The organism is Aeromonas sp. FDAARGOS 1418, assembly GCF_019048585.1.
GTDB classification, from domain to species: Bacteria; Pseudomonadota; Gammaproteobacteria; order Enterobacterales; family Aeromonadaceae; genus Aeromonas; species Aeromonas caviae.
Map to the genome: position 1 here is coordinate 2062892 of NZ_CP077387.1, position 26187 is coordinate 2089078.

At 63.4% G+C, this 26187-nt stretch carries 21 protein-coding genes and 3 tRNA genes; 10 read left to right on the plus strand and 14 right to left on the minus strand.

Going from position 1 to position 26187, the window contains the following annotated elements; translation table 11 throughout:
* Positions 1–199: 199 nt before the first annotated feature.
* The 3 genes from I6L48_RS09875 (at position 200) to I6L48_RS09885 (ending at position 2749) form a co-directional block, all read left to right on the plus strand.
* Complete coding sequence (locus I6L48_RS09875; RefSeq protein ID WP_039039319.1) at positions 200–688, plus strand: C40 family peptidase; 489 nt, start codon at positions 200–202, stop codon at positions 686–688.
* A gap of 151 nt (positions 689–839) precedes the next feature.
* Positions 840–1787: a 23S rRNA (adenine(1618)-N(6))-methyltransferase RlmF gene (rlmF, locus tag I6L48_RS09880; protein ID WP_113069870.1), complete on the plus strand. Its 948-nt coding sequence runs from the start codon at positions 840–842 to the stop codon at positions 1785–1787.
* A 236-nt stretch (positions 1788–2023) separates the two neighbouring features.
* Positions 2024–2749: a MaoC family dehydratase gene (locus I6L48_RS09885; RefSeq protein WP_010673529.1), complete on the plus strand. Its 726-nt coding sequence runs from the start codon at positions 2024–2026 to the stop codon at positions 2747–2749.
* A gap of 63 nt (positions 2750–2812) precedes the next feature.
* On the opposite strand, the gene I6L48_RS09890 is transcribed toward I6L48_RS09885, so the two are convergent.
* Together I6L48_RS09890 and I6L48_RS09895 are read right to left on the minus strand one after the other, a co-directional pair.
* The gene (locus I6L48_RS09890) at positions 2813–3748 is read right to left on the minus strand and encodes a DUF481 domain-containing protein (protein ID WP_254203246.1); all 936 of its coding nucleotides are present in this window, start codon (positions 3746–3748) and stop codon (positions 2813–2815) included.
* Between the two features lie 70 nt (positions 3749–3818).
* Positions 3819–4736, minus strand: a complete 918-nt coding sequence (locus I6L48_RS09895; RefSeq protein ID WP_042878776.1) for a L,D-transpeptidase family protein — start codon at positions 4734–4736, stop codon at positions 3819–3821.
* A 340-nt stretch (positions 4737–5076) separates the two neighbouring features.
* Between I6L48_RS09895 and I6L48_RS09900 the strand changes: the two genes are divergently transcribed.
* Positions 5077–5166: transfer RNA gene (locus I6L48_RS09900), tRNA-Ser, on the plus strand.
* Positions 5167–5538: 372 nt separating this feature from the next.
* Here the strand turns inward: I6L48_RS09900 and I6L48_RS09905 are convergent.
* Entirely contained in the window at positions 5539–8976 is a 3438-nt protein-coding gene (locus tag I6L48_RS09905) for an ATP-binding protein (protein ID WP_103244469.1), read from the minus strand.
* Positions 8977–9225: 249 nt separating this feature from the next.
* Here I6L48_RS09905 and I6L48_RS09910 point away from each other — a divergent pair.
* Positions 9226–9301 (plus strand) — tRNA-Gly (locus I6L48_RS09910).
* A 55-nt stretch (positions 9302–9356) separates the two neighbouring features.
* A tRNA-Cys gene (locus I6L48_RS09915) sits at positions 9357–9430 on the plus strand.
* Positions 9431–9493: 63 nt separating this feature from the next.
* Here I6L48_RS09915 and I6L48_RS09920 read toward each other — a convergent pair.
* Positions 9494–9781 carry a hypothetical protein gene (locus I6L48_RS09920; RefSeq protein ID WP_216988008.1) on the minus strand — a complete coding sequence of 96 codons (288 nt, stop codon included), beginning with the start codon at positions 9779–9781 and terminating at the stop codon, positions 9494–9496.
* A gap of 214 nt (positions 9782–9995) precedes the next feature.
* Here I6L48_RS09920 and I6L48_RS09925 point away from each other — a divergent pair, with 214 nt between their 5' ends.
* Positions 9996–10196, plus strand: coding sequence for a YbfA family protein (locus tag I6L48_RS09925; protein ID WP_010673543.1), 201 nt, complete (start codon positions 9996–9998; stop codon positions 10194–10196).
* 247 nt (positions 10197–10443) lie between these two features.
* Here the strand turns inward: I6L48_RS09925 and I6L48_RS09930 are convergent, their stop codons facing one another.
* From I6L48_RS09930 to I6L48_RS09945, 5 genes are all read right to left on the minus strand, one after another.
* Complete coding sequence (locus tag I6L48_RS09930) at positions 10444–12804, minus strand: ATP-binding protein (protein ID WP_254203239.1); 2361 nt, start codon at positions 12802–12804, stop codon at positions 10444–10446.
* Complete coding sequence (locus tag I6L48_RS20785; protein ID WP_254203240.1) at positions 12804–13697, minus strand: transporter substrate-binding domain-containing protein; 894 nt, start codon at positions 13695–13697, stop codon at positions 12804–12806. The genes I6L48_RS09930 and I6L48_RS20785 overlap by 1 nt, the downstream gene beginning before the upstream one ends.
* A 143-nt stretch (positions 13698–13840) precedes the next feature.
* Positions 13841–14608 (minus strand): class III extradiol ring-cleavage dioxygenase, encoded by a 768-nt coding sequence (locus tag I6L48_RS09935; RefSeq protein WP_216988009.1) that lies wholly within the window; start codon positions 14606–14608, stop codon positions 13841–13843.
* A 298-nt stretch (positions 14609–14906) separates the two neighbouring features.
* Positions 14907–15377 carry an FKBP-type peptidyl-prolyl cis-trans isomerase gene (locus tag I6L48_RS09940; protein WP_010673545.1) on the minus strand — a complete coding sequence of 157 codons (471 nt, stop codon included), beginning with the start codon at positions 15375–15377 and terminating at the stop codon, positions 14907–14909.
* Positions 15378–15517: 140 nt separating this feature from the next.
* Positions 15518–16672 (minus strand): Na/Pi symporter, encoded by a 1155-nt coding sequence (locus I6L48_RS09945; RefSeq protein ID WP_216988010.1) that lies wholly within the window; start codon positions 16670–16672, stop codon positions 15518–15520.
* Between the two features lie 251 nt (positions 16673–16923).
* Here I6L48_RS09945 and I6L48_RS09950 point away from each other — a divergent pair, with 251 nt between their 5' ends.
* Positions 16924–17316 carry a hypothetical protein gene (locus I6L48_RS09950; protein ID WP_029314009.1) on the plus strand — a complete coding sequence of 131 codons (393 nt, stop codon included), beginning with the start codon at positions 16924–16926 and terminating at the stop codon, positions 17314–17316.
* Between the two features lie 75 nt (positions 17317–17391).
* Here the strand turns inward: I6L48_RS09950 and I6L48_RS09955 are convergent, their stop codons facing one another.
* The 5 genes from I6L48_RS09955 to I6L48_RS09975 all read right to left on the minus strand — a co-directional run bounded on the left by I6L48_RS09955 (position 17392) and on the right by I6L48_RS09975 (position 23904).
* Positions 17392–18735 (minus strand): APC family permease, encoded by a 1344-nt coding sequence (locus tag I6L48_RS09955; RefSeq protein ID WP_041213316.1) that lies wholly within the window; start codon positions 18733–18735, stop codon positions 17392–17394.
* Positions 18736–19205: 470 nt separating this feature from the next.
* Complete coding sequence (locus tag I6L48_RS09960; RefSeq protein WP_041214747.1) at positions 19206–20549, minus strand: APC family permease; 1344 nt, start codon at positions 20547–20549, stop codon at positions 19206–19208.
* Positions 20549–20686, minus strand: a complete 138-nt coding sequence (locus tag I6L48_RS09965) for a hypothetical protein (protein ID WP_164882979.1) — start codon at positions 20684–20686, stop codon at positions 20549–20551. Before I6L48_RS09965 ends, I6L48_RS09960 begins: the two co-directional genes overlap by 1 nt.
* Positions 20687–20919: 233 nt before the next feature.
* The gene (gene gabT / locus I6L48_RS09970; protein WP_039039330.1) at positions 20920–22209 is read right to left on the minus strand and encodes a 4-aminobutyrate--2-oxoglutarate transaminase; all 1290 of its coding nucleotides are present in this window, start codon (positions 22207–22209) and stop codon (positions 20920–20922) included.
* Between the two features lie 231 nt (positions 22210–22440).
* Positions 22441–23904 (minus strand): NAD-dependent succinate-semialdehyde dehydrogenase, encoded by a 1464-nt coding sequence (locus I6L48_RS09975; protein ID WP_010673552.1) that lies wholly within the window; start codon positions 23902–23904, stop codon positions 22441–22443.
* A 309-nt stretch (positions 23905–24213) separates the two neighbouring features.
* On the opposite strand from I6L48_RS09975, the gene puuR reads away from it, so the two are divergent.
* Both puuR and I6L48_RS09985 read left to right on the plus strand, forming a co-directional pair.
* The gene (gene puuR, locus I6L48_RS09980) at positions 24214–24822 is read left to right on the plus strand and encodes an HTH-type transcriptional regulator PuuR (protein WP_029314011.1); all 609 of its coding nucleotides are present in this window, start codon (positions 24214–24216) and stop codon (positions 24820–24822) included.
* Positions 24823–24871: 49 nt separating this feature from the next.
* Entirely contained in the window at positions 24872–26149 is a 1278-nt protein-coding gene (locus I6L48_RS09985) for an FAD-binding oxidoreductase (RefSeq protein ID WP_103244474.1), read from the plus strand.
* Positions 26150–26187: the final 38 nt, after the last annotated feature.

Below are 26187 nucleotides of genomic sequence, written 5' to 3' on the forward strand. Positions count from 1 at the left end.
GTATATTGTTTGGGCATGATCACATAAATTGCGCTAAACAGAGCATTTCCTTGCAAAAATGTGAGGTCGATTGGGATTTTCGCTTGCCTCGATAGAATTCTTGGATATAGTCGGGTGCTGTTGCCTTATAAATTGCCCTTTCGGGCTGCATTTTAACAAGTTTCACTCTTTTTGCGGGGATAAAGGATTGCGCCACCTGATGCTACTGCTGGTCGCGCTCGGAATGGTGGGTTGTGCATCGGCACCCCAACCCGAGGTCGCGAGCAAGATCGAGGTTTCCATGATGGAACCCGTGATTGAACCCGAAGTTTCACCAACCCCTGACGTCAACGAAATCCTGACCGTATACAAAGAGTGGCGCGGCGTTCCTTACCGGATGGGAGGCAGCAGCCAGCGAGGCATCGATTGCTCCGCCTTCGCCCGTGAAGTGTTCCGCAATGCCGTCGGCATCGAATTACCCCGTGATACCCGCTCCCAGGTCCATGAAGGTACCCGGGTTTCCAAACAGGATCTGGTCGAAGGAGACCTGGTCTTCTTCAAGATCAACCGCCGCCTCAATCACGTGGGCATCTATGTCGGCAATGGCGAATTCATCCATGCCTCCACCCGTGCCGGGGTGACACGCTCCAAGCTCGACAGCAGTTACTGGCGCAGCAAATTCTGGCAGGCACGCCGGATAGACATCTGAGTCAGGCTGGACAAACGGCTCGCAGTACGGACTGTTTTTCCAACCTCACTTGAACCGGGCCCTCAGGGCCCGGTTTTTTTATGACCCTCGTTTAGACTTTCCCTGGTCGACTCTCTATAGTGTGGCCCCCTTGATCCTCGGCAGGTCCAGCATGACACCCCAGCAGAAAACCGGATTGCACCCGCGCAATCGCCATCAGGCACCCTACGACTTCGACGCGCTCTGCCAGCGTACCCCGGCGTTGACGCCTTTCGTGTTCACCAACGAGCACGGCACCCGAACCCTGGACTTTGCCGATCCGGCCGCCGTCAAGACGCTCAACCGGGCATTGCTGGCACTGCATTATGGCATTGCGCATTGGGATCTGCCCCCCGGCTATCTCTGCCCGCCTATTCCGGGCCGGGTAGACTACCTGCATCGAGCCGCGGATCTGCTGGCCGAGAGCGCGGGATGCGTACCGACGGGCAAGCAGGTTCGAGTGCTGGATGTCGGTGTCGGGGCCAACTGCATCTATCCCTTGCTGGGCGCCCGGGAGTATGGCTGGCGCTTCGTGGGCTCAGACATCGATCCTGTGTCGGTGAAGGCGGCGACCCTGCTAGCCACCAGCAATGGATTGGGCAACCAGATCACATGCCGTCATCAGGGTAACCCCAAGCATGTCTTTCGCGGGATCCTGGGGCCGAAGGAGCACTTTGCCCTGACTCTGTGCAACCCGCCGTTTCATGCTTCTCTGGCGGAAGCGAGCAAGGGGACGGAGCGCAAGCTGCGCAACCTGGGCAAGGGCCAGGCAGTGGCCGGGGCGCCCGTGCTCAATTTCGGCGGTCAGAAGGCCGAGCTCTGGTGCGAGGGGGGCGAGGCGGCGTTTCTGGCGGCCATGATAGAGCAGAGCAAGGAGTTTGCCAGCCAATGCCTCTGGTTCAGCTCGCTGGTGTCGAAAAAGGAAAACCTGCCTACCGCACGAAAGGCGTTGGCTCGGGTGGGGGCGCAGGATGTCAGGGTGATCGACATGGCGCAAGGCAACAAGGTGAGCCGGGTCCTCGCCTGGAGTTTCCTGGACGATGGGCAGCGCAAGTCCTGGTGGACAGCCCAGGGGAGATGATCGAGGACGGGGCTCAGTGGCGACACGGGCCCCGTCTCTTTTTCGGATCAGATGTTGATTCGTTTGCAGCCTTCCATTCAATCGTTTTCCTGCCCGTGTTTGCTCACATGTTAGTGACCACTCTCGCGCCTGGTACAGGTGTACGCCGAGATTTTTTTGTACTTGCTGATGAAACTTTCATAAAATAGGACTGGTTAGACCTCTTTACAGGCTTTGAATCGAATAGGGATCGGTAAATGAAAGTTGTCGATTTTCTGAAGCACAAGCGCGAAATTCTGGCGCAACACCCCTTTGAGCTCAAGGATTGGCTCTCTCCGGCGATCCGCGACTACTGGCGTGAGTTTCAGCAAAAGGCACACCTTCACCCCTTGCTGGGAAGAGTGCTGGATCTGCAGGGGGAGTCCCAGGATGCCCGCCAGCAAGAGGCTGCCAGAGTCACCCAGGTCGCGAATGGCCAGCCTGCCCTGGCGCAGGATCCCGTGGTGGAGCTCGAAGGTGAAGCGGCGGCACTCTATGCCGAGTTGCAGACCCGCATCGGTGAAGAGACCCATGTGGGCGAGTGGCTGCAGGTCACCCAGGCGTTGATCAACCAGTTCGCGACCGTGACCGGCGATCATCAGTGGATCCACACCGATCCCGAGCGTGCGGCAGCCGAGTCTCCTTTCAAGACCACCATTGCCCATGGCTTCCTGACTCTGGCCCTGCTGCCCCAGTTGACCGGTTCGGTGGACGAGAGCACGCCGGAGTTCCCGACCGCCCGCATGGTGGTGAATTTCGGCCTGGAACAGGTCCGCTTCCCTTACCCTATCAAGGTGGACAGCAATATCCGTGCACGTACCAAGCTGTCGCGTGTCACGCCCATCAAGGGAGGCATCGAGCTCCTCAAGGAGATCAAGATAGAGATCGAGGGGATCCGTCGCCCTGGCTGCGTCATCGAGTCGGTCACCCGGATCTATTTCTGACGCGCTCGTCTTGCGTCCATGAACACAGGCCCACTTCGGTGGGCCTGTGTCGTTTCTGGCGGGTCAGAAACTCGCTCCCAGGGTGATGAGGTGACGCCACTCCTTCTCGCTCACATCCCTGTGCAGGCCGTGGTAGTCGAGCCAGGCATCGTCCCAATCCAGTTCGCTTGACCAGGAGAGGCGCAGGTGATCGTTGAAATAGTACCTGAGGCCCAGGCTGCCGCTGACGGACTGCTTTCTGGTCAGGTAGGGGGAGGGTTGATCGACGAATTTTTCATAACTGCCCTTGCCAAACAGCTCGAATTTTTCTTCCCAGAGGGTCCAGGGCTGCCGGTAGTCCCACCCCAGGCTGACGAAGGGGTAATTGATGATCCTGTCGTCAAACAGGTCGGAATTGCTCCACACCTCCGGCCTGAAATAGGCCCGCTCCAGACCGAGCTGTGTAATGAGCTCCAGCCGGCGTTGCCTGTCATTCCAGAAGCGGTAGCCGGGGCCGGAAGCATAGTCAATCTCCAGATAACCGGCATCGATCATGTTGTAATCGATGTCGACGGAAGATCGCAGGAACCAGTGATCGTCGAAGAAGAAGTCGAGCTTGGGTTTGAGCTTGTATTCGTGGCTGTCGGTGATGTTGTTCGCCGTTTCGTAGATGTACTCGCCATCCAGGCTGTAACGCCAGTCCAGATTGGCAAACTCGGTGGAGACCTTGAGATTGACATTGTTGGTCTTCTTGGTGTTCTCCTTGAGCTTGATGTTGAGATCCCCGTTCCCTGTCAGCAGCCAGGCATTGGCCTCGTCAGGAGAGTCCAGCAGGGGGATCCCCGTCTTGGTGAGCGGCTTGGGTTTCTCCTGCTTGTCCAGACGCCAGCGTTTGATGGCGTGGCGCGGGACCGTCATGGCCTGACTGTAGGCGGGCTTGATGCGGATCTGCTCGTCCGTGATCTCCTCTATGGTCCCGCTCACTCGATCGCCGTTGTGCATCCAGAGGATGTCCGCCATCGCCGCGGAGCCAGGCAGCAGAAGCAACAGGCAAACCACATGACCCGTTCTGTTCATGGTGGTCAGGCCTTCAGCCGCTCACGGGTTTGGGCAGCCCGCTCTTGCGCTCGAGCAGGGCGGTCACCCGGGCACTGTCGATGTCGGGGGCAGCGATGAACTGCTCGGCTTCGGGGGAGAGCACCAGCGGCGCCCCTTGTGCCATCTCCGCTTCGGTGCGGGAGAGGGGGGAGTGTACCTCCAGCCAGCGACGACCGTCGGGTTCCACCGCCATCTTGACCGGCTGGTTGATGACCCGGACCGGGGTGCCGACGGGAACAAGACCAAACAGGGTTTCGATGTCATCCGGGCGCAGCCGGATACAACCCGCGCTGACTCGCAGACCGACCCCGAAATCCTTGTTGGTGCCGTGGATGAGGTAGTCCTTGTTGCCATAGCCAAGACGCATGGCGAACTTGCCGAGGGGATTGTCGGGGCCGGGGGGGACCACGGCGGGCAGATCGATCCCCTTCTGCTCCAGCCAGGACTTGCGGACCATGGGGCCGGGCACCCAGGTCGGGTTGGGATTTTTCGCAATGACGGTGGTGGTCATCTCCGGCGTCTCGCGGCCGATGTCACCGATCCCGATGGGCAGCACCATCACCTCCTGCTTGCCCTTGGGGAAGTAGTAGAGGCGAAGTTCAGGCAGGTTGATGACGATGCCTTCTCGCGGCACATCGGGCAGCAGCATCTGGGTCGGCAGAGTGAGCCGGGTGCCCGGGGTGGGCAGATAGGGGTCTACGCCGGGATTGGCTTCGAGCAGTGCCAAAAAGCCTGTCCGGGTATGCTTGCCAACCAGTTCCAGATGATCGCCAGGCTGTACGATGTAATCTTCCAGGGCGCCGATGAGACGGCTGTCCGCTGGCGGCAGGGGATAGGTGTTGGACCAGACAGGTGCGGCCCAGAGGCTGGCGGCAGCCAGCAGCAGTGAGACGATACGAGTGTTGAGCATGGTTGTTCCTATCGGCTGGGGCGAGGGACGGGTTCCCTTCCAAAAAATGAGCAGAGATTGTCAACGAATCCCGCGGGGATTACCAGTCCGGCACCATGACTGCCTGGAGGGCGGTGGCGAGCGCGTCACAGGGTGTCACTGGCCCATCAGGCTCGCCGTATTCACCCGCCCGGAACCGGGTACAGGGTGGAGACAGTGAGCGAGGAGGCGCTGCCGGGTGAAAGTCACTGGCGTTGGGAGGGGCGGGATCGCCAGATGGCGGTTTTATCGCCAGTCGTCTGATCTGCAACGAGATTTACATTGATTTCCCGGCTAGGGTTGGGTCAATATGAGTGCCCGTGGAGAGATGCCGGAGTGGCCGAACGGGATTGACTCGAAATCAATTGTGGCAGCAATGCCACCCAGGGTTCGAATCCCTGTCTCTCCGCCATTTATTCCCCTCAAGCCCGCGTCCGTCGCGGGTTTGTCATTTCTAGCCCCGCCTCAGCCATCTCCCAATGTCTTTCCCGATTTGGGGCCTGTGGTCACGGTGTCGCGTAGTCTCACCCCATTCTCTCGAATGTCCATTCACCTGATTAGCCACTTGCCGGCTCAGACAGGTCTCCCGGGCTCATCACCAACATGGTGATGGGGAATGGGCCCGCACCTGCAGGGTCATCTGGCCGCCCCCGCGATCTCAGCCATCGCGATCCCCCTGAGAGGTGCAGAAAGCGTGCGAGTCGATGTGTCCAGAGCTGGCCATTGGTGCTTGGTTTTCTATCCCGCAGCCATCATCAGAGCAACGTGGCTGCGGGTTGGAGACTCATGCCTTGCGGCTGGCGAGCTGGCGAAGGCGCTGGGTGCTCTGGTGCAGACTCTGGTGCTGCACCTCGTTCAGGGGGCAGTGCTTGAGCACGTATTCGGCGCTGGCCACCACCGTCTTCCAGCGCGGTGCCTTGGGCAGGGTGTCGAGGTTCAGGTACTTGTCGAGGGTGCGGGTCTGGGGACTGGAGCGGTCCATGTAGACCCGCCACAGCTTGCTCTTCTCCGCCAGCACTATCTTGCCCTTGCCGGTGCTCTGCTGCCAGGTCTCCAGGGTGAGACGCATGGTGTCCACCAGGGCGCGGCGCAGAGGTTCGTCATCCTGCTGGCGAATGAGATCGTCCGCCAGCGACCTGAACTCCCCTCCCAGCCGGCTCAGTTCCCCCAGCAACTGGCCATCCTCGATGATGGCCTGGCGAGAGAGGCTCTTGAGGGCGTTCTCCAGTGCAGCCATGCGATTGTCGTCCTGGCGCGGTTCTGTGCCAAGGGTCAGCGCATAGGCGTGCTGCCCCCCCAGATTGATGGGCAGGGCGCGGGCGTTGAGGGTGTCTCGCTGGCCCGCCACCAGGAAGTCCAGCTCCCGCTCCGGCTGCGCGGTCATGTCGGGCCACTGGCTTGCCAGCGGGGCGGCCAGCCACTCGTCCAGCATCTGCCCCTCCATGGCTTCCGGCTCCTGACCCAGCAGGCGCGCCAGGGCCCGGGAGGCAAACAGCACCCCTCCTTGCTCATCGAGGAAGACCATGGGGTCGGCCCCCTCGCCAAGCAGGGCGAGGAGCCGCTCCTGATCCTGGTGCAGTTGCTCCTGGAGCAGCAGACGGTGCTCTATCTCCTGTTTGAGCAAGCGGTTCTCCACCAGGGAGGCGCGCCCGGCGCTGGCCTCCAGCAGGGCCCTCACCCGGGCGAACAGCTCCTCCTTGCAGAAGGGTTTCACCAGATAGTCGTTGGCCCCGGCGTTGAAACCCTCTTCAATCTCCTTGGGCTGGTTGAGGGCGGTGAGCAGCAGCACCGGCAGCTTCTCCTTGGGGTGCTGCTGGCGCAGACGGCGGCAGACGTCGAAGCCCGAGAGGGTGGGCATCATCACATCAAGCAGGATGAGATCCACCGGCTCCTGAGCCAGCTTGGTCAGGGCGTCGTGGCCGTCGCTGCTGGGCAGGATGCGATAACCGCAGGGCTGCAGCAGGTGGCGCAGTATGTGCAAATTGATGGGCTCGTCATCCACCACCAGGATGACGGGGGCATCTTGCGGCGGGGGCGGCAGATCCTCGCTCTCCCAGTCCGGCAGGATGACGGGCTGCTGGCGCACCAGCTGGTGCTCTATCTGGCGGCTGTCGAGGGTCAGACTGCCCGCCTTGCCGCTGGCCAGCGGCAGGGTGAAGGCGAAGGTGGAGCCGACGCTCGGCTCGCTCTCCACGAACAGCTCCCCCCCCATCAGGTGCACCAGCTGGCGGGTGATGGAGAGACCGAGCCCCGCTCCCTGCTTGCTCACTTCCGGGCTCATCTGCACCAGGGGCTCGAAGATGTGCTCCAGATGGTCCCTGGCGATGCCGATGCCGGTGTCGGTCACCTTGATGCGCAGGAAGTTGCCCTCCACCAGGGCGCTCAGCACCACCTTGCCCTGGGGGGTGTACTTGATGGCGTTGCCCACCAGGTTGTAGAGCACCTGTTCGAGGCGCTGCTCGTCCGCCAGCACAGGGGGCAGTTCGGCGGGGCTCTTGTCTACCAGGGTGAGGGGCTTGGCCTGCACGAGGTGCTGACAGAGATCCAGCACCAGCCGGATGACCCCCTTGGAGGAGACCGGCTGGGGGTGGATCTCCAGCTGGCCGTAGCGCATCTGGTGGTAGTCGAGCAAGTCGTCCACGAGGCGCGCCAGACCGTCGGCGCTCTTGATGATGAGGCCGAGTTGTTTCTGCTGCCCTTCGGTCAGGTCCTGCTGGCTGGCGAGCATGGACTCGGCCATCCCCTTGATGCCGTGGATGGGGGTGCGCAGCTCGTGGGAGGTGTTGGCCAGGAGCTCGTCTTTGAGCTTGTCCGCCTGTTGCAGGCTGAGGTTCTGCTTGTGGGTCAGCTTGACCTGCTGTTGCAGCTCCTGGGTCTGGCGTTCGATGAGCTCGATCTTGTCCTTCACCGAGCGCTGCATGTGGCGAAATGCCTGTGCCAGCCGGTCGATGTCATCGTCGGTGCGGGGGATGGTGATGGGGTGATCCAGGGCGCCGTCCGCCACCTGTTCGGCGGCGGCGGTGAGGGATCGCAGGGGCGCCGTGATGGAGTGGGAGAGCCAGCGGGAGAAGAGGATCAGCAGCAGCAGTGAGCCAGCTCCCAGCAGGATCACCAGGGTCTCGAGCTGGCGGATGGGGGCATAGGCCTCGCTGGTGGAGATCTCGGCGATGAAGGCCCACTCGGTATCGAACACCTTCACCTGGGTATAGGCGGCCAGCACCTCGTCATCGTGGTAGGAGAGGAAGGGGCCGACCCCCTGCTCCCCGGAGAGGGCCTTGATGATGAGGGGGGTCTGCAGCGGTCGGAAGTCGGGGCTGAAGCTGTTCTCCACGCTGAATTCGGGGGCGAGCCAGGCGTTGGCGCGCATCCGCTTGTCCGGGCCGATGAGAATGGTCTCGCCGGTTGCGCCGAGCCCCTCCCGCTCCGCCATGATCTGGTTGAGCTTGTCCGGCAGCAGCTCGAAGATGACCACGCCGCGCACATAGTCGTACTGCATCACGGGGGCGGCGAGGTAGGCGACCACCTGGCCGGTCAGCTCGTTGCGGCCAAAATCGGTGAACTCGAAGATCTGCTGGGGCTTCTGGCCGCCATCGAGGCGGCGCTTGATCTTGGCGAAGGTGTTGCCAAGACCGCTGGACTGGTAGGGGCCCGAGAGCAGGTTGGTGGCGAAGTTGGCCTGCTTGGTGACCGAGTAGACCACGTCACCGTTGAGGTCGACCAGGAAGATGTCGCTGTAGTTGGATTTGCGCACCATGTCGGCGTAGCCGCGATGGAAGCGCTGGTGGACGCGGCCATACATCTCGTCCGCCAGGATGAGGGCACTGATGGAGGGCTCTATCTCCACCTGACTATCAGGTTGTTGCAGCTTGTCCCAGGAGCCCGGCACATAGCGGGCCTGGGCGCGGGCACGGGCCTCCTGCGGCGTGGTGCCGAGTTTCTCGAAGGCACCGGTGAAACCGTAGAAGCGACCGATACTGTTGCCGGCAAAGTCCTGCTGGGAGAAGTTGATGATCTGCTCCTTGAGGTTGCCGAAGTAGTCTTGCAGCTGGTTTTTCTTGATGTTACGCACCGAGACCAGATGGTTGGAGGTCTGGGTGGTGAGATCCTTGCCGTGGCTATAGAGGAAAAACAGGGTGACGACCAGGAAGGGCACCAGGCCCAACATGAAAAAAGCCAGCATCAGCTGCGGTCTGAGCCCCCGAGGCCTGAAGTTCCATTTCATCGCATGATTTTCAATTGAGAATCCAGTTACTAAGCGCGATGAGTTTCTGACTAAAGGCTAACTATTTCAATGGCTTTATCTTAAATTCGCTCGTCGGGTCACAGGGATCGGGGGGATTTTCGACCAAGGCGTCTAAAGGGTGAGCAAACAGCACGGGAAAGGGCTCAAAGTGAGAAAAAAGGGTTGTGCCCGGGCTCGGGGTACGTATAATGCGCCTCGTTGTCAAGTAACTGGCACGCAAGCAGTCATGCGGGAATAGCTCAGTTGGTAGAGCACGACCTTGCCAAGGTCGGGGTCGCGAGTTCGAGTCTCGTTTCCCGCTCCAATACTCCATGGCACCAACCATGGACATCACTCTCAAGGCAATGCCTTGTCAGCATGGCGCGTTAGCAAAGCGGTTATGCAGCGGATTGCAAATCCGTTTAGTCCGGTTCGACTCCGGAACGTGCCTCCATCTTCTCCCTGTTTTCCATATCCCTGACGTTGTCCATCCGCCATGGCGGCCCAGGATGATGCTTCATTGCATGTCAGTCAGCCGTGAACAACCCTCCCGTTGCCACGTCTTGTGCAGATGCTGATCCATCTCGGCCAATGCCTCGCCCCTGGATCCGAACCTCTCTTCGCCCCTCTGTTCTGCCAGCGTGGCCATCTCCTTTATCAGCAAACCGCATTGCCACAGGCTGGCGGTGGGGACCCCGTGATAGGGGATGTCGATGGCATCGTCACGATTGAGCCGCCACTCCTGCCACTGGCTCCAGGCGAGCACGCCCAATGCCCCCAGCAGCGCTGCATCTGCAAGTTTCATCCTGTGTTCCCCCGTTCTGGTCCAGTCCTCGTTAACTCTGGAACAGGGGCCGCGTTTTGCCACCTTTGTTGTTTTTTAGTTAAAGAATGTAACCCGGTTTCATTTTTAGGCTTTTAGCCCCATTTTTTATCAAAAAATGGCGCTGTCGGTGTAGTAATCCTACAATGATTGGCGTAATCTTTGTTCAGTGGTCTTACCAGTGAGGCGTTACATCATGTTTCATCCCTTCTCCCTGACTCAGATAATCCTTCGCCGCATCTTCGTCCTGATGGCGGGTCTGCTCGCCTTCCCGGTGATGCTGTTTCGCCGGGATCGCGCCCGTTTCTACAGCTACCTGCACCGCATCTGGAGCAAGACCAGCACCAAGCCGGTCTGGCTCAAGATGAGCGAGCGAGGGGAGCGGATCTTCTACTGATCCTCCCCGTGACGCCCGCTTCACCCGGCGCCAGACTGGCGTGACAGGCAGGCAGGGCGCACCTCCCGATATAAAAAAACCGACACCCTGGTGTCGGTTTTTTTATGGGGCTCGAACTGCCACCGGCCTTGTATCCATGGCTGGTCCACGTTGTCTCTTGTCCCTGTGGGCGACCCTTTATACCGCAAATGCCAACGCATTCTCAGCCGCGCCCGTGCGACATGACGGGAGGAAGGGTTGGCGGTACTCAGGGCGCAGGCCCCAGGGTGGCCAGCGCCGCGCGCAGACGGGCGAGGCCGATGGGCTTGAACAGGCAGTCGTTCATGCCGGCGGCGAGGCAAAGCTCCCGCTCGCGAGGCTGGGCATGGGCGGTGAAGCCCCAGACGAGCAGGTCATGGCCAAGGGCGGTGAAGCCCCAGACGGGCAGGTCATGGCCAAGGGCTCGCAGGCTGCGGGTCAGCTCGAAGCCGTCCATCACCGGCATCTGGCAGTCGGTGATGACCAGATCGAAGGGGTGGCTGGCGAGGGCGCGCAGGGCCTCCAGGCCATTGCTGCGTACACTGACGTCGTGTCCCAGATGCTTGAGCTGCTGGCGCAGCAGGATCTGGTTGGCGTGATTGTCATCGACCACCAGGATATGCAGCCGATGGGGGAGGGGTTGAGCCTGGTGGGGCTGGGGCGTCGGCATTGCCGTGATCGGGGCGGGGGGTTGCTGGGCGAGCGTGAGGGGCAGCCTTATCTCGAGCCGGGTACCTTCGCCGGCCTGGCTGTGAACGGCTATCTCCCCCCCCATCATCTGGCACAGGATGCGGGCGATGTTGAGGCCCAGCCCGCTGCCGGGGAACTGGCCCTGACCGTGGGCGCGATAGAAGGGGGTGAAGAGCCTGGGCAGCTTGTCCGCGGGAATGCCGGCTCCGGTGTCGGTGATGGTGAGGTGCAGCACAGGAGGCTGCTCGCCCCCGGTCAGGGTGGCGGTGATGGCGACCCGGCCCTGCTCGGTGAACTTGATGGCATTGCCGATGAGATTGAAGAGGATCTGGCGCAGGCGAAGGGGATCGATCAGCACCCTTGGCATGTGGGTGTCGGGCAGCCTGACCTCATAGATCAGCCCCTTCTGCTCGGCCATGCCCGCAAAGACCCGGGTGACGGACGAGAGCAGGGGCGCGAGATCGCAGGGGGTGGGCGTCAGGGTCATCTGGCCCGCCTCTATGGAGGCGATATCCAGGCTGTCCCCCAGCAGATCCAGCAGGCCGTTGGCGGAGTCGGCGGCGATGCGCAGCAGCTCGCCGCTGTGACGGCTGAGGGCGGGATCCTCGGTGGCCAGCTCCAGCATGCCGAGGATGGCGTTCATGGGGGTGCGGATCTCGTGGCTCATGGTAGCGAGGAAGTCGCTCTTGGCGCGGCTGGCGCTGTCGGCCTGCTGTTTGGCCTCGCGCAGCGCCTCTTCCAGCCGCTTGCGGTCCGTGATGTCTATCCAGCCGTCGATCACCCCGCTGATGGCCCCCTCCCCGTCGAAATAGGGCACCATCCAGTGATAGATGTCGCTCTGGGTTCCCCTGTGATGGAAGAGGCGATCCGCAAAGATGGGCTGCCCCTCCTGCAATACCCTGGCAAAGTCCTGCTCCAGCACGGCGATGCTGCCTGCATCGAGCACCCCTGACAGCCCCTGGGCGAAGGGCTGACCCAGAATGGCCTTTGGCTCGGCGCCGAGCTGGGTCAGGTATTTGCTGTTGCACAGCAGCACCTTGCCGCTCTTGTCCCGCACGACGATGGGGTGGGGCAGGCTCTCCCCCAGTGCCCGGATGAACCTGACATGGGCCTCCAGTTGCTGGCGGGAAGCCTGCTCGGCGCTGGCCATCCGCTTGAACATGCGGTTGCGATAGAGCAGCACCAGCGCCAGGGTGAGGAGCCCCACGAACACCAGGTAGACGATGTGGGCGTGGCGATCCATGAAGCCGGGAACCGGCAGTTTGCGGTTGCGCCACTCGTAACTCATCATGGCGAGCTCGTTGGGGGGGATGGCGAGGATGGTCTTGTCGAGGATCCCCATCAGCATCCCCTGTCCGGGCAGGCTGGCAAACCCCATCCGGATCGGCTCGTCATCGGCGGGGCCGGCGATGCGCAGCGGGCTCTGGGGGTCATTGTCCAGCGCATGGCGGGCAAAATAGAGGGGCACGATGGCGGCATCCACCCGTCCCTGGGCGAGCACTTCCATTGCCTCTGCTGCGCTCTCCACCTGGGTGATGCGGCTGCCCTCCAGTCTCTGTGCGAGGGGCACATGGTGCGTCATCGCCACCGTCTTGCCCGCCAGACTCCGGAGGGTGTCGATCCCTTGTTCCTCCTGGCGGGTGAGGATCACATAGATGTTGTCGGTGGCGTAGGGCACCGAGGTGCGCAGCCCGTAGTGTTCAGCCACCTGCTGGGAGATGGCGCCGATGAGGTCGATGGCGCCTGACTGCATGGCTTTTGCCAGCTGACGCTCGGAGTCTGCCCGCACGAACTCGAAGGTGAGGCCGGTGCGTGTGCGGATCTTGTCCAGCATGTCCACCGTCATGCCGACCAGCTGGCCGTCATGATCCAGGGCGCCATAGGGGTAGAGGTTGTCCATCAGCCACACCCTGATGGGGGGCGCTTGCCGCATCCAGGCCCGCTCGGCGGCATCATAGAGATCGGCGCTTCGCTCATGTCGCGGATGGGCCCGTTCCACTGGGTGAAGAGGGTGTTGCGCGCCCGGTCGTCGATGGCCGCCAGCCCCCGGTTGACCAGGCTGAGCAGGGCGGGCTCGGTGGCCGGGACGGCAAAGCGGAACTCGGCAGGCGCCAGATCGGGCGGGGCCTCGCCCCGCTGGCGAAGGTTGTCGAAGCGCTCGCTGTTGAGGTAGTGGGTGGCGTGGGCATCCCCCAGCAGGATGTCGTCGCGGCCGAAGAAGACTGCATCGAACGCCTCCATGTTGGAGGGATAGGTCACCAGGGTGAGAGTGGGGTAGTAGCGGCCAAAGCGCGCCCTGTCTATCTGATCCCGGACGGCGGCCACCCGCTGTCCCGGTGTGAGCAGTGCCCCCCGATAACGTCTGGGCACGGAGAAGACGAGGGGGCTGCTGAAATAGGGGTTGCTCAGGCGGATCGCCCGGGTGTCACTGTCCGCCAGGGTGAGATTGCCGAGGCTGGCGAGGTGTATCTCCCCCCGTGCCAGGGCACGGAGCAGGTGCGCCTTGTCGGGGAAGGCGCTCAGGGCAACGGGTTTGTCCAGCATCCGGGCCAGCAGGTCGATGTAGTCGGCACTGAGCCCCTCGACGCGCTGGCGAGCGATCATGGTGAAGGGGCGGTAGTCCTCTTGCAGGATGCCGACCCGCAGTTGGGACTGCTGGCGCAGCCATCCGAGCTCCGCCTCCGACCAGCGGGGAGGCAGCGGGGCGGGATCGTAGCGGCTGTGCAGGGTCAGGGCCTGCACAGGTTGAAGGCAGAGCAGACAGAGCAGGATCAGTGTTCGATATAGGTTCATCTAGCCACCCGACGCGACAGCCATCCCTGCCAAGCCTCATCCAATGGCCGCCATTCTACCGGAAAATGGCTATAACGAGTCCGCTATTTCTCCACGCGCGTCGGCGGTAGCACGGCAAGCAGGGCGGCCTGGCCGCCCCGCCCTCAACCGAACTGGTAGGCCCCCATGTAGAGGCTGCCGTAATCCCAGCTCTCGTGCAGCTTTCGCGGTCTGTCGGCCCCCGCCGCGCCGAGCGCCACAAACAGGGGGCGCAGGTGATCGTCATGGGGATGGGATTCCACCGCGCCCGGCGCCCGGGCCCGGTACTCTTCCAGCGCCCCCCTCTCTCCCTCTGCCATGGTCTGCTCCAGCCAGCGAGCAAACTGACTGGCCCACTGGGGAACCGGCGAGCCGTCCGGCCCGAGGGCACGCAGGTTGTGGGTGATGGCGCCGGAGGCGAGGATGCCGATCCCTTGCTCGCGCAGCCCCTGCAATGCCTCCCCCAGTTGCCACAGCTGGGCCGGGGTGAAGCTGGCCGGGATGGCGATCTGCACCAGGGGGAGTTCACTGTCCGGATCCATCAGGGAGAGGGGGGACCAGACCCCGTGATCCAGCTCGCGGCGCACCGGGGTGGCGGGCAGGCCGGCCAGCAGCAGCTGATCGCTCACCGCTTCCTGCAACCATTGCGGGCTCGTCGCGGGCCAGCGGATCTGGTAGAGGGGCTCGGGGAAGCCGTAGAAGTCGTACATCAGGGCCGGGTTGGGCTCGACGTTGATCTGCAGCTCGCTTCGGCTGAACCAGTGGGCCGAGATCACCACCAGCCCTCTGGCACCCTCGAGGCGCAGTTGCTTCAGGAACCGGGTCGCGGGCTGATCGCGCAGGACCAGATCCGGGGCGCCGTGGGAGATGAACCAGACAGGGGCGATAGACATGACAGACTCCATATGCGTTGTGCCGATGCGCGCGGCGCACCGACAACCCGAGGCCAGGGCGACATGCCGCTGACGATGTGGTCATTATCTGCCCCTATTAATGGGTTAACAATCAGGCTTTATGGATAAGCACTCTTCACTTTTGGTTGATAGTCTGGCATCAGGGCGAGGGAGACCGGGGCAGAAACGACAACGCCGGCGCAGTGCGCCGGCGTTGTGATCAGGGTCCGTCGGACGTGGCCCCTGACGGGATGCCCCGCAGCGCCACCGCCAAGATCAACGCGGGCCCCGGGCGGGTTTATTGAATGCCCAGCAGCTCCACGTCGAAGATGAGGACTGAGCCCGGCGGGATCTTGCCGGCGGCGCGATCGCCATAGGCCAGGTTGGCGGGGATGTAGAAGCGGGTCTTCTCCCCTTCCACCATCAGTTGCACCCCTTCGGTCCACCCCTTGATCACCTGGTTGAGGCCGAATTCGATGGGCTCGCCACGGGCGACGGAGCTGTCGAACACGGTGCCGTCCAGCAGCTTGCCCTCGTAGTGCACCTTCACCTTGCTGGTGGCGGTGGGGTGAACGGTGCCGGTGCCCGGGGTCAGCACTTCGTACTGCAGGCCGGAGGCGGTGGTGGTCACCAGGGGTTTTTCCTGGTTGCTGGCGAGGAACTCGGCCCCCTTGCGCACGTTCTCTTCCGCCAGCTTCCGGTTGTTGCTGCTGGAGTAGAAGTAGTAGGCGGCGCCGGCGATCAGCAGGGCTATCAGAATGAATTTCATCGGGTTTTCCTGTTCCTTGAAATCAGAGTGCGAGTGAGGGGGCATCTTATCCCAGCCAGGGGGAGAGGGCGAGGGGAGGCGCCCCGGGATGTGACCTGGCGGGCAAGGGGGCGGGGGCAGCTGAGTGCCCCCGCGCGGGGTTACTTGACGGCCACCATCATCAGGGCGGGCAGGGCGAAGAAGAGCCCGGCCACGTAACCCAGCGCCAGCAGCTTGTTCTCGCTGCCGACCCGGGCCAGGGCTTCGGCGGCCTTGATGGGCAGCTCCCGCAGGAAGGGCACCCCGTAGATGAGCACCACGGCGAAGAGGTTGAACAGCACGTGGACCAGGGCGATGGTCAGGGCGAGCTGGGCACCGGCACCGCTGATGGCGGTGGCGGCCAGCAGGGCGGTGATGGTGGTGCCGATGTTGGCCCCCAGGGTGAAGGGATAGAGCTGGCGGGTGTTGAACACGCCGCCTCCCGCCAGGGGGATCATCAGGCTGGTGGTGGTGGAGGAGGACTGCACCATCACGGTGACCAGGGTGCCGGAGGCGATGCCGGTGAGCGGGCCACGGCCCAGGGCCTTGTGCAGCAGCTCCTTGGCACGGCCCACCATGACCTGTTGCAGCACCTTGCCAAGGGCGGTGACGCAGAACAGGATGAGCAGAATCCCGATGAGAATGGTGGCGATGGCGCCCCCCTTGCCCGGCAGGAAGGCGACGGCGCTGTCGATGAGATCCAGGGAGGGGGAGATGAGGGGCTTCATGAAGTCCATGCCCTTCATGGACATGTCGGCGGAGCCCAGCAGCAGACCGGACAGCCACTCGGCACTCTTTTGCAGCAGACCGAACATCAGCTCCAGGGGCAGGAAGATGAAGACCGCCAGCAGGTTGAAGAAGTCGTGCACGGTGGCGGCGGCGAAGGCGCGGCGGAACTCGCCTCTGTCCCGGATGTGCCCCAGGGAGACGATGGTGTTGGTGATGGTGGTGCCGAGGTTAGCCCCCATCACCATGGGGATGGCCATGGCCATGGGCAGGCCCCCTGCCACCAGGCCGACGATCACCGAGGTGACGGTGCTGGAGGATTGCACCAGGGCGGTGGCCAGGATGCCGAGCAGCAGCGCGACGAAGGGGTTGTTGGCAAAGGCGAAGATCTGGGCCGCGCCCTCGGCGCCGCCGGAGAAGCCCTTGAAGCCGTGGGAGACGGCGCCAACGGCGACCAGGATCAGGTAGATCAGCGTGATCACCGCGAGCCAGTTGAACAGGGGGCCGGGACGACGGATCTGCTGGGGTGCGGAAGATGCGGTGCTGTGCATATGGCCTCTTGGGGTCGTTCTGCGTTGAAAATGGACGGGCGCATTACAACAAGGCTCCATGACAGAAATATGACAGCGTGACACTTTTATGATGCTTTGGTGACAGGGCGGCAGGGGGCGTCGCAGACAAAAGGTGTCGGAGCAAACGCCGATATGACGCCATCCGGCTCATCACCGGCCCCCGCCCTTGCACTGGGATCCCAGGGTTATATGCTGCCGGACTTTCCTGTCTTGAAACTGAGGAAGTGATGATGCGTGCATGGGTTTTGTGCCTCTCCCTGGGTCTGCTGTCTGCCGGTGCGCAGGCCAGCGTGTTCAAGTCCGAGTGCAACCTCGACAAGGCGGTCAGGAACGAGGCGATGAACGCCACCCTGGGGGTCAAGGGCAACTGCGATGCCGACAAGCTGGTGCGCAAGCAGAAGGAGAAGGCCAATGCCGAGGTGAAGAAACACACCACGGACGTGCTGGACAAGAAGACGGCGGGACTGAAAGAGACCAGGCAGCACACCAATGCGGCCCTGAACAAGCAGAGTGCCGGTGTGAAGCAGGCGCAGGACAAGGTCAACCAGACCCGCAAGGATGTCAACGCCGTGACCAGGGATCCGGTCAAGGCGGCCGCCACGGCCGTGCTCAATCAGGGGTGAGGGTCCGCGCACCGGACGTCTGAATGCAAGAAGGGGAGCCATGGGCTCCCCTTCTGTTTGGGCGTGTGTGCCGCCTTACTGGCCGTCGGCCGCTTCCTCGTACTGACGGAAGGGGATGCGGAACACGGCGAGGCGCAGGAAGAGGTAGGTGACCCCGATCCCAGCCCAGATGAGGCCAAGCTCCAGGGAGCTCTGCTCCAGGTTGATCCAGAGGGCGCCGATGGTGGCGGCCCCCAGCAGTGGCAGCACCAGGAACAGCAGGTGCTCCTTGAGGCTCTTGTTGCGCTGCTCGCGCACCCAGAACTGGCCGATCACCGAGAGGTTGACGAAGGTGAAGGCCACCAGGGCGCCGAAGTTCACCAGGGCCAGGGCCATGTCCAGATCGAACGACACCGCGGAGAGGGCCAGGGCCCCCACCAGCAGCACGTTGATGGCCGGGGTGCGCCAGGTGGGGTGGATATAGCCAAACACCCGCTCCGGGATCATGCGATCGCGCCCCATCACGTAGAGGATGCGCGACACGCCGGCGTGGGCCGCCATGCCGGAGGCGAGCACGGCCGCGGTGGTGCACACCAGCACCACGCTCTGGAACAGGGTGCCGCCCACGTAGAGGGCGATCTCCGGCAGCACGGCGTCCGGCTCCTTGAAGCGGGCCAGATCCGGGAAGAAGAGCTGCAGGCTGTAGGAGACGGTGACGAAGATGATGCCGCCGATGAGGGCCGTCAGCACGATGGCACGGGGGATCACCTTGCCGGCATTCGGGGTCTCTTCGGAGAGGGAGCTCAGGCCGTCGAAGCCCAGGAACGAGAAGCAGAGGATGGTGGCGCCGGTAAACAGCGGCAGCATGCTGGCAGACTCCACATGGAACGGACGGCTGCTCATCAGGGTGCCGGCCCCTTCACCGTGACTCAGGCCCCAGGCGATGAGGCCGAGGAAGGTGACGATGATGGCGATCTGGATGAAGACGATGAAGCCGTTGAGGTTCGCCACCAGCTTGATGCCGCGCAGGTTCAGGAAGGTCATCACGGTCACCAGACCGAAGATGAAGATCCAGGGCTCCACGGTGGGGAACATGGCGGTCAGGTAGATCTTGGCCAGCAGGATGTTGATCATCGGCATGAACATGTAGTCCAGCAGGGAAGACCAGCCCACCATGAAGCCCACGTAGGGGTGGAACACCTTCTGGGCATAGGTGTAGGCGGAGCCTGCGGACGGGAAGCGGCGCACCAGGTGGCCGTAGCTGAACGCGGTCAGCAGGATGCCGCCGAGCGCCAGCAGGTAGGCGGTGGCCACGCGACCATCCGTGATGTCACCGACGATGGCGAAGGTATCGAATACCGCCATGGGCGTGAGGTAAGCCAGACCCATCACCACGACCTGGAACAGGGTGAGGGTCTTGAGCAGCTTGGCACCGGCCATCACGCTTTCTCCTCTGCACAGGCCCCGTGGGCGAGATGGGACGGGATCAGGGACGCGGGAACGCGTCGCTGGACACAGGGGGCGCCCATCTGTGGCACAGATGCGTGGCGCACGCCGGCGGGGACCGGCAGGAAAGCAGTGAAATGCCCCATGTTTTTCCTCACAACGTCGGGAGATTGCTTGGCAATCTGGGTATCAATTCCGGCACATGGCCGGCCTCTTGGTGAATGGTGGTGTGCCCCAGAAAAGCAAAGAACCGATGTTGTTGAAACATCGGCTCTCAAGGGGCGCCGTATTGTGCCCTCAGAGGGGGGAGGAGACAAGCGAAAAAGGCCGCCAGCGGGGAATTTGTTCCCCCGGTGAGCGATCACTTCGCCACCGCTGCCGGAAAGTCGATGACAACCTTGTCATCAGGCGGGACCCTGCTTTGCCGCCATGTGAAACCGGCGCCCTGAGGGCGCCGGTTTCGCTCAGGAGGCGTCCTGCTCGGGGCGGCCGAGGCGGACCCGGAACACGGTGAGGCGCAGCAGCAGGTAGATGGCACCGAGGGCGGCCCAGATCAGCCCCAGCTCGAAGGAGGCGGGCTCCAGGTTGAGCCAGAGCACCCCGATGCAGGCCGCACCGCACAGGGGCAGGGCGAGGAACAGCAGGTGATCCTTCAGGGTCTTGTTGTGACCCAGCCTGAGATAGAAGTGGGCAATCACCGCCAGGTTGACGAAGGTGAAGGCCACCAGGGCGCCGAAGTTGATGAGCGCCAGCGCCATCTCCAGATCGAAGGCCACCGCCGAGAGGGCCAGCATGCCCACCAGCAGCACGTTGAGAGCCGGGGTCTGCCAGGTGGGGTGGATGTAGCCGAAGACGCGGCTCGGCAGGGCGCGATCCCGGCCCATCACGTAGAGCAGGCGCGACACCCCGGCGTGGGAGGCGAGCCCCGAGGCGAGCACCGCCACCGTGGTGCAGACCAGCACCACCGCCTGGAACAGCTTGCCGCCCACATAGAGGGCGATCTCCGGCAGCACCGCATCCGGCTGCTGGAAGCGGGAGATGTCCGGGAAGAAGAGCTGCAGGAAGTAGGAGACGGAGATGAAGAGCACGCCGCCGATGAGGGCGGTGAGCACGATGGCCCGGGGGATCACCCGATCCGCGTTCGGGGTCTCCTCCGACAGGGTGGTGATGGCGTCAAACCCGAGGAACGACAGGCAGAGGATGGAGGCACCGGTCAGCAGGGGATTGATGTGCATCTGCTCGGAGAAGAAGGGGCGGCTGCTCGCCACCGTGCCGAGCCCCTCGCCGTGGCTCACGCCCCAGGCGATGAGGCCGATGAAGACGGCGATGATGCTGAACTGCATGATGACGATCAGGCTGTTGAAGTTCGCCACCAGCTTGATGCCCCGCAGGTTCAGGAAGGTCATGACGGCGGCCAGGGCCAGGATGTAGGTCCAGGGGGCCACGCCGGGGAAGAGGGCCTCCATGTAGATCTTGGCCAGCAGCATGTTGATCATGGGCATGAACATGTAGTCGAGCAGGGAGACCCAGCCCACCATGAAGCCCACATAGGGGTGGAACACCTTCTGGGCATAGGTGTAGGCGGAGCCTGCCGAGGGGAACTTGCGCACCAGGTGGCCGTAGCTCATGGCGGTGAACAGCATGCCGATGAGGGCGAGCAGGTAGGCGGTCGGCACATGGCCTTCGGTGATCTCGGTGACAATGCCGAAGGTGTCGAACACCGCCATGGGGGTGAGATAGGCCAGCCCCATGATGACCACGTGCCAGAGTTTCAGGCTTTTTTTCAGACCGGCGGGGTGCGGGTGCATCAGGCGATCCCCCGCAGGCTGGCTGACGGGATCAGGCTGACGGTGAGGTCATCCTGCACGGTGGGGGCGCCAGTCCGGGATGCGGACGGATGGCGCAGACCGGCGCGGGCCGGCAGGAAAGCGATGATATGCCCCATGGAGTTCCTCACTAAGAAGCGGGTGTCGTGAGATGGCGTGCCACCTCGTTATCATTTCCGGTCTGTTCCGGCCTCGTTATGGATTTGTTTGGCGCAAAAAAAGAACCGGGCTCCGATGAGCGGACGGTCCTTGAATACGGCGGCGCATTGTGCATTCGTGATGCCCCCTTGACAAGCATATCAAGGGAGCAAAAACGCATTTTTTTGCACGTGGGCGAACGCGGTCTTCCGGATCAGGCCAGGGAGGCGGACAGGGCCTGCTCCAGCAGGTCGAGCCCCTCGTCGACGATGGCCGCCGGGGCGGTCAGGGGGGCGAGGAAACGGATCACGTTGCCACGCACGCCGCAGGCCAGCAGCACCAGCCCCCGCTTGCCCGCCTCGGCCACCAGCCGCTTGGTGAGATCCGGGTCCGGTCTTTCGGCATCCCCCTCCTTCACCAGCTCCATGGCCACCATGGCGCCGGGGCCGCGGATGTTGCCGATGCAGTCAAACCGTGTCGCCAGCTGGTGCAGGCGTGCCTTGATCTGCTCCCCCTGGGCCAGGGCCTTCTGGTTCAGGCGCTCCTCCTCGATCACCTCCAGCACTGCCAGGGCGGCGGCGCAGGCGATGGGGGAGCCCGCATAGGTGCCCCCCAGGCCACCGGGCTTGGCGGCGTTCATCACCTCGCTCTTGCCCACCACGGCAGAGAGCGGGAAGCCGCCGGCCAGGCTCTTGGCGAGGGTCATGATGTCGGGTTCGACACCGCTGTATTCGGTGGCGAAGGTCTTGCCGGTGCGACAGAAACCGGTCTGGATCTCGTCGCAGATGAGCAGGATGCCGTGCTGGTCGCACACCTGACGCAGGCGCTGCATGAAGCTGGCGGAGGCGGGGTAGAAGCCCCCTTCCCCCTGCACCGGCTCGATGATGATGGCGGCCACCCGGGTGGGTTCGATGTCGGCGCTGAAGCAGAGATCCAGCGCGGCCAGGGCATCGTCTTCACTCACTCCCAGGTAGTCGGCGGGGAAGGGGAGGTGATAGACCTCCCCCGGGAAGGGGCCGAAGCCGGTCTTGTAGGGCACCACCTTGCCGGTGAGGGCCATGCCCATCATGGTGCGGCCGTGGAAGCCCCCCTTGAAGGCGATGGTGCCGCTGCGACCGGTGTGGGCGCGGGCGATCTTGATGGCGTTCTCCACCGCCTCGGCGCCGGTGGAGAGGAAGAGGGTGCGCTTGGGGGTGGGGCCGGGCACCAGAGCATTCAACTTCTCCGCCAGCTCGATATAGCCGGAGTAGGGGGTGACCTGGAAGCAGGTGTGGCTGAACTTCTCGAGCTGCTCGCGCACCGCCGCCACCACCTTGGGGTGGTTGTGGCCGGTGTTGAGCACGGCGATGCCGGAGGCAAAGTCGATGTAGCGGTTGCCCTCCACGTCCCACAGCTCGGCGTTGTGCGCCCGGTCGATGAAGACCGGCAGCAGGGTGCCGACCCCCTGGACCACGGCCGCTTCGCGGCGGGCCTGCCACTGCTGATTGTTGCTTGAATGACTCATCTTTCCTCCCTGAGGGGCATGGGCCCCGCTATTCCTGTGCCATCTGGCCATATGTGTGCCGCCAACTGCCCTCGGGCAGGGCGGCCTGTTCGCAAAAGGGGGCCCCGGGTGTGCCCTCAGGGCCCACAAGGCGCTCGGTCGTGACCGGCGACCCCCTCTTTCTATCTGTAAAAACGATGGGCTGCGTCATAACGCATCTGTTTTAACGATGCGATTGCCCCTTCACTCCCCTCAGCGAATGCCGCCAAAGCAGAGGTATTTGGTCTCCAGGTACTCCTCCAGCCCTTCGGCCGCCCCTTCCCGGCCCAGCCCCGACTCCTTGATCCCGCCAAAGGGGGCCAGCTCGGTGGAGATGATCCCCTCGTTGATCCCCACCATGCCGTATTCGAGCCCCTCGGCCACTCGCCACACCCGGGCGATGTCGCGGCCATAGAAGTAGGCGGCCAGGCCATAGGGGGTGTCGTTGGCAAGCGCAATGGCCTCGGCTTCCGTCTCGAAGCGCACCAGAGGCGCGACGGGCCCGAAGATCTCCTCGTCCAGAATGGGGTTGCCCCGGGTGACCCCGGTCAGGATGGTGGGGTGATAGAAGAGGGGACCGGCGGGGTGGGCGTCGCCCCCCACCAGCACCCGGGCACCGGCGGCGACCGATTGCTGCACCAGCTCGGCCACCTTGCTGGCGGCGGCCGGGTTGATGAGGGGCCCGATCTGGACGCCCTCGCCCATGCCGTCCCCCACCTTGAAGGCCTTGACCGCGGCGGCGAGCTTCTCGGCGAAGGCGTCATAGACGCTGGCCTGCACCAGGATGCGGTTGGCGCAGACGCAGGTCTGGCCGGCGTTGCGGTATTTGGAGGCCAGGGCCCCGGCCACGGCGGCATCGAGGTCGGCGTCGTCAAAGACGATGAAGGGCGCGTTGCCGCCAAGCTCCAGGGAGAGGCGCTTCATGGTGTCGGCGCACTGGCGCATCAGCAGTTTGCCGATGCGGGTGGAGCCGGTGAAGGAGAGCTTGCGCACCACGGGGTTGCTGCACAGCTCGTTGCCCACTGCGCTCGCCTGATGGGAGGTGACGATGTTGATGACCCCGGCGGGAATGCCCGCCTGCTCCGCCAGTACCGCCAGCGCCAGGGCGCAAAGGGGCGTTTCGGCGGCGGGCTTGATGACGATGGTGCAACCGGCGGCCAGCGCCGGACCCGCCTTGCGGGTGATCATGGCGATGGGGAAGTTCCAGGGAGTGATGGCGGCCACGACCCCCACCGGCTGCTTGATGGTGGCCAGGCGCCGATCGGCGGAGAAGCCGGGGATGGTGCGGCCATAGGCACGCTTGCCCTCTTCCGCGAACCACTGGATGAAGCTGGCGCCGTAGGCCACCTCTCCTTTGGCTTCCGCCAGCGGCTTGCCCTGCTCGCAGGTCATGATGCGGGCGAGCTCCTCCTGGTTGGCCATGATGCGCTCGAACCAGGCGTAGAGTTTGCTGCTGCGCTCCTTGGCGGTGAGGGCCGCCCAGGCGGGTTGCGCCGCGTGGGCGGCCGCGATGGCGAGGCGGGTGTCCTCCCCGTCCATGTCGGGCACCTGGGTGATGACCTGGCCGGTGGCCGGGTTCAGGACCTCGAACCGGCGCCCGCCCAGGGACTCGCACCAGCGGCCGTCGACATAGGCCAGGGATTTGATCAGGGAGAGAGCAGGTTGTGATGCTGACATAAGTAAGGGGCCTCGATAGTGGGTCTGGGTGGCGCGTTTATGTGGGCACCGCCGTATAGAATAATAAGCACGTAACGACCATAAAATGAGCCGAAATGTTTTTCAAGTGTTAAATATATTTGAGTGAACTGGGCGTCACATGCTAGAAATGGGGCTGTGAGCGCGATTGTAGCGGTTTTCATTGCGCAGGGTGTGCAAAATAATGAACGCTCTGGGTTGTGCAGAATAGTGAACGGGGCTGACGTGCCTGACTCACTATATTGACCAGTTGGCCCCAGGTATTCGAATGACCATGGAAGGAGATGGGCGATGGAGCAATCCCGTGGCGAGGTCCGGTGGCGGACCATGACGGACAACCCCCTGGCGGAGCACGAGAGAAACATGGGGGAGCGGCTTGCCCGGATCCGCAGGGAGCTCGGGCTCTCCCAGCGCCGGGTGGCGGAGCTGAGCGGCCTGACCCACGGCGCCATCTGCATGATAGAGCAGAACAAGGTGAGCCCCTCGGTGGCCTCCCTGCAAAAGCTGCTGAGCGTCTACGAGCTGCCGTTGTCGCGCTTCTTCGCCGAAGAGGAGGTGGCGAGCACGCCCAGCGTGGTGATCAAGGCGGAGCAGCTCATCGAGCTCGGCAGCCAGGGGGTCTCCATGAAGCTGGTGCACAACGGCAACAATCGGCGCCAGCTCGGCTTCATGCTGGAGACCTATGCCCCCGGCACCGACACCGGCGGTGTGGTGAAGCATCAGGGGGAGGAGGTGGGCACCGTGCTGGAAGGGTCGGTGCTGCTGACCCTGGCCGGCCAGACCTATGAACTGTGCGCCGGGGACAGCTATGTCATCGACACCGGCGAGCCCCACAGTTTCAGCAATCCCTCGGGGCAGGTCTGCCGCATCGTCAGCGCCCACACCCCGGCCAGCTTTTAATGTGAACAACCCGTTGTGTTGGAAACGAACCGGTAAGGAAACAGGGATCATGACCGAACATGTAAAGAGTTACTACGCAGCCAGTGCCAACAAACACGCGCCCTATCCCACGCTCACCGAGCAGCTGGAGTGCGACGTCTGCGTCATCGGCGCAGGCTACACCGGCCTCTCCAGTGCGCTGCATCTGGTGGAGAAGGGGTACAAGGTGGTGGTGCTGGAGGCGGCCAGGGTCGGCTTTGGCGCCAGCGGCCGCAACGGCGGCCAGATCGTCAACTCTTACAGCCGCGACATCGACACCATCGAAGCGAACTGCCCGCCGGATCAGGCCAGGCTGCTCGGCTCCATGTTGTTTGAGGGGGGCCAGATCATCCGCGAGCGGATCAAGCGCTACAACATCCAGTGCGATCTGCAGGAGGGCGGGGTCTTTGCCGCCGAGACCGAGAAGCAGCTTCACGAGCTCAAGGCGCAGAAGGCGCGCTGGGAGAAGTGGGGCAACGACCAGCTGGAGCTGCTCGATGCCGACGGGGTGCGCGAGGTGGTCGCGAGCGATCGTTACGTCGGCGCCCTGCTGGACAAGAGCGGCGGCCATATTCACCCCCTCAATCTGGCGCTGGGGGAGGCGGAAGCGATCCGCATGCAGGGGGGGCTTATCTTCGAGCAGTCCGCCGTCACCAGCATTACTCCGGGTCAGCCGGCGTTGGTCAAGACCGCCAAGGGGGCGGTGAAGGCACGCTTTATCGTGGTGGCCGGCAACGCCTACCTCGGCAATCTGGTGCCCGAGCTCGCCGGCAAGAGCATGCCTTGCGGCACCCAGGTGATCGCCACCGAAGTGCTGGGGGAGGAGCGGGCCCGTTCACTCTTGCCACAGAACTACTGTCTGGAGGATTGCAACTACCTGCTCGACTACTACCGCACCTCCGGCGATCACCGGCTCATCTATGGCGGCGGCGTGGTCTACGGGGCGCGGGATCCGGCGGACATCGAGCGGCTGATCATCCCCAAGATGCTCAAGACTTTCCCGCAGCTGGCCGACGTCAAGGTGGAGTACACCTGGACCGGCAACTTCCTGCTCACCCTGTCGCGCCTGCCGCAGTTTGGCCGCATCGGTCACAACATCTACTACATGCAGGGCTACAGCGGTCACGGCGTCACCTGTACCCATCTGGCGGGCAAGCTGCTCTCCGAGGTGCTGAGCGGTCAGGCGGAGCGCTTCGATGCGTTCGCCAGGCTGCCGCACTACCCCTTCCCGGGTGGCCGCCTGCTGCGCATCCCCTTCACCGCCGCCGGCGCCGCCTGGTACACCCTGCGCGATCGCCTGGGGGTGTGATGTCACCGATGGCCCGCCAGGCAGGCTGGCGGCAACAA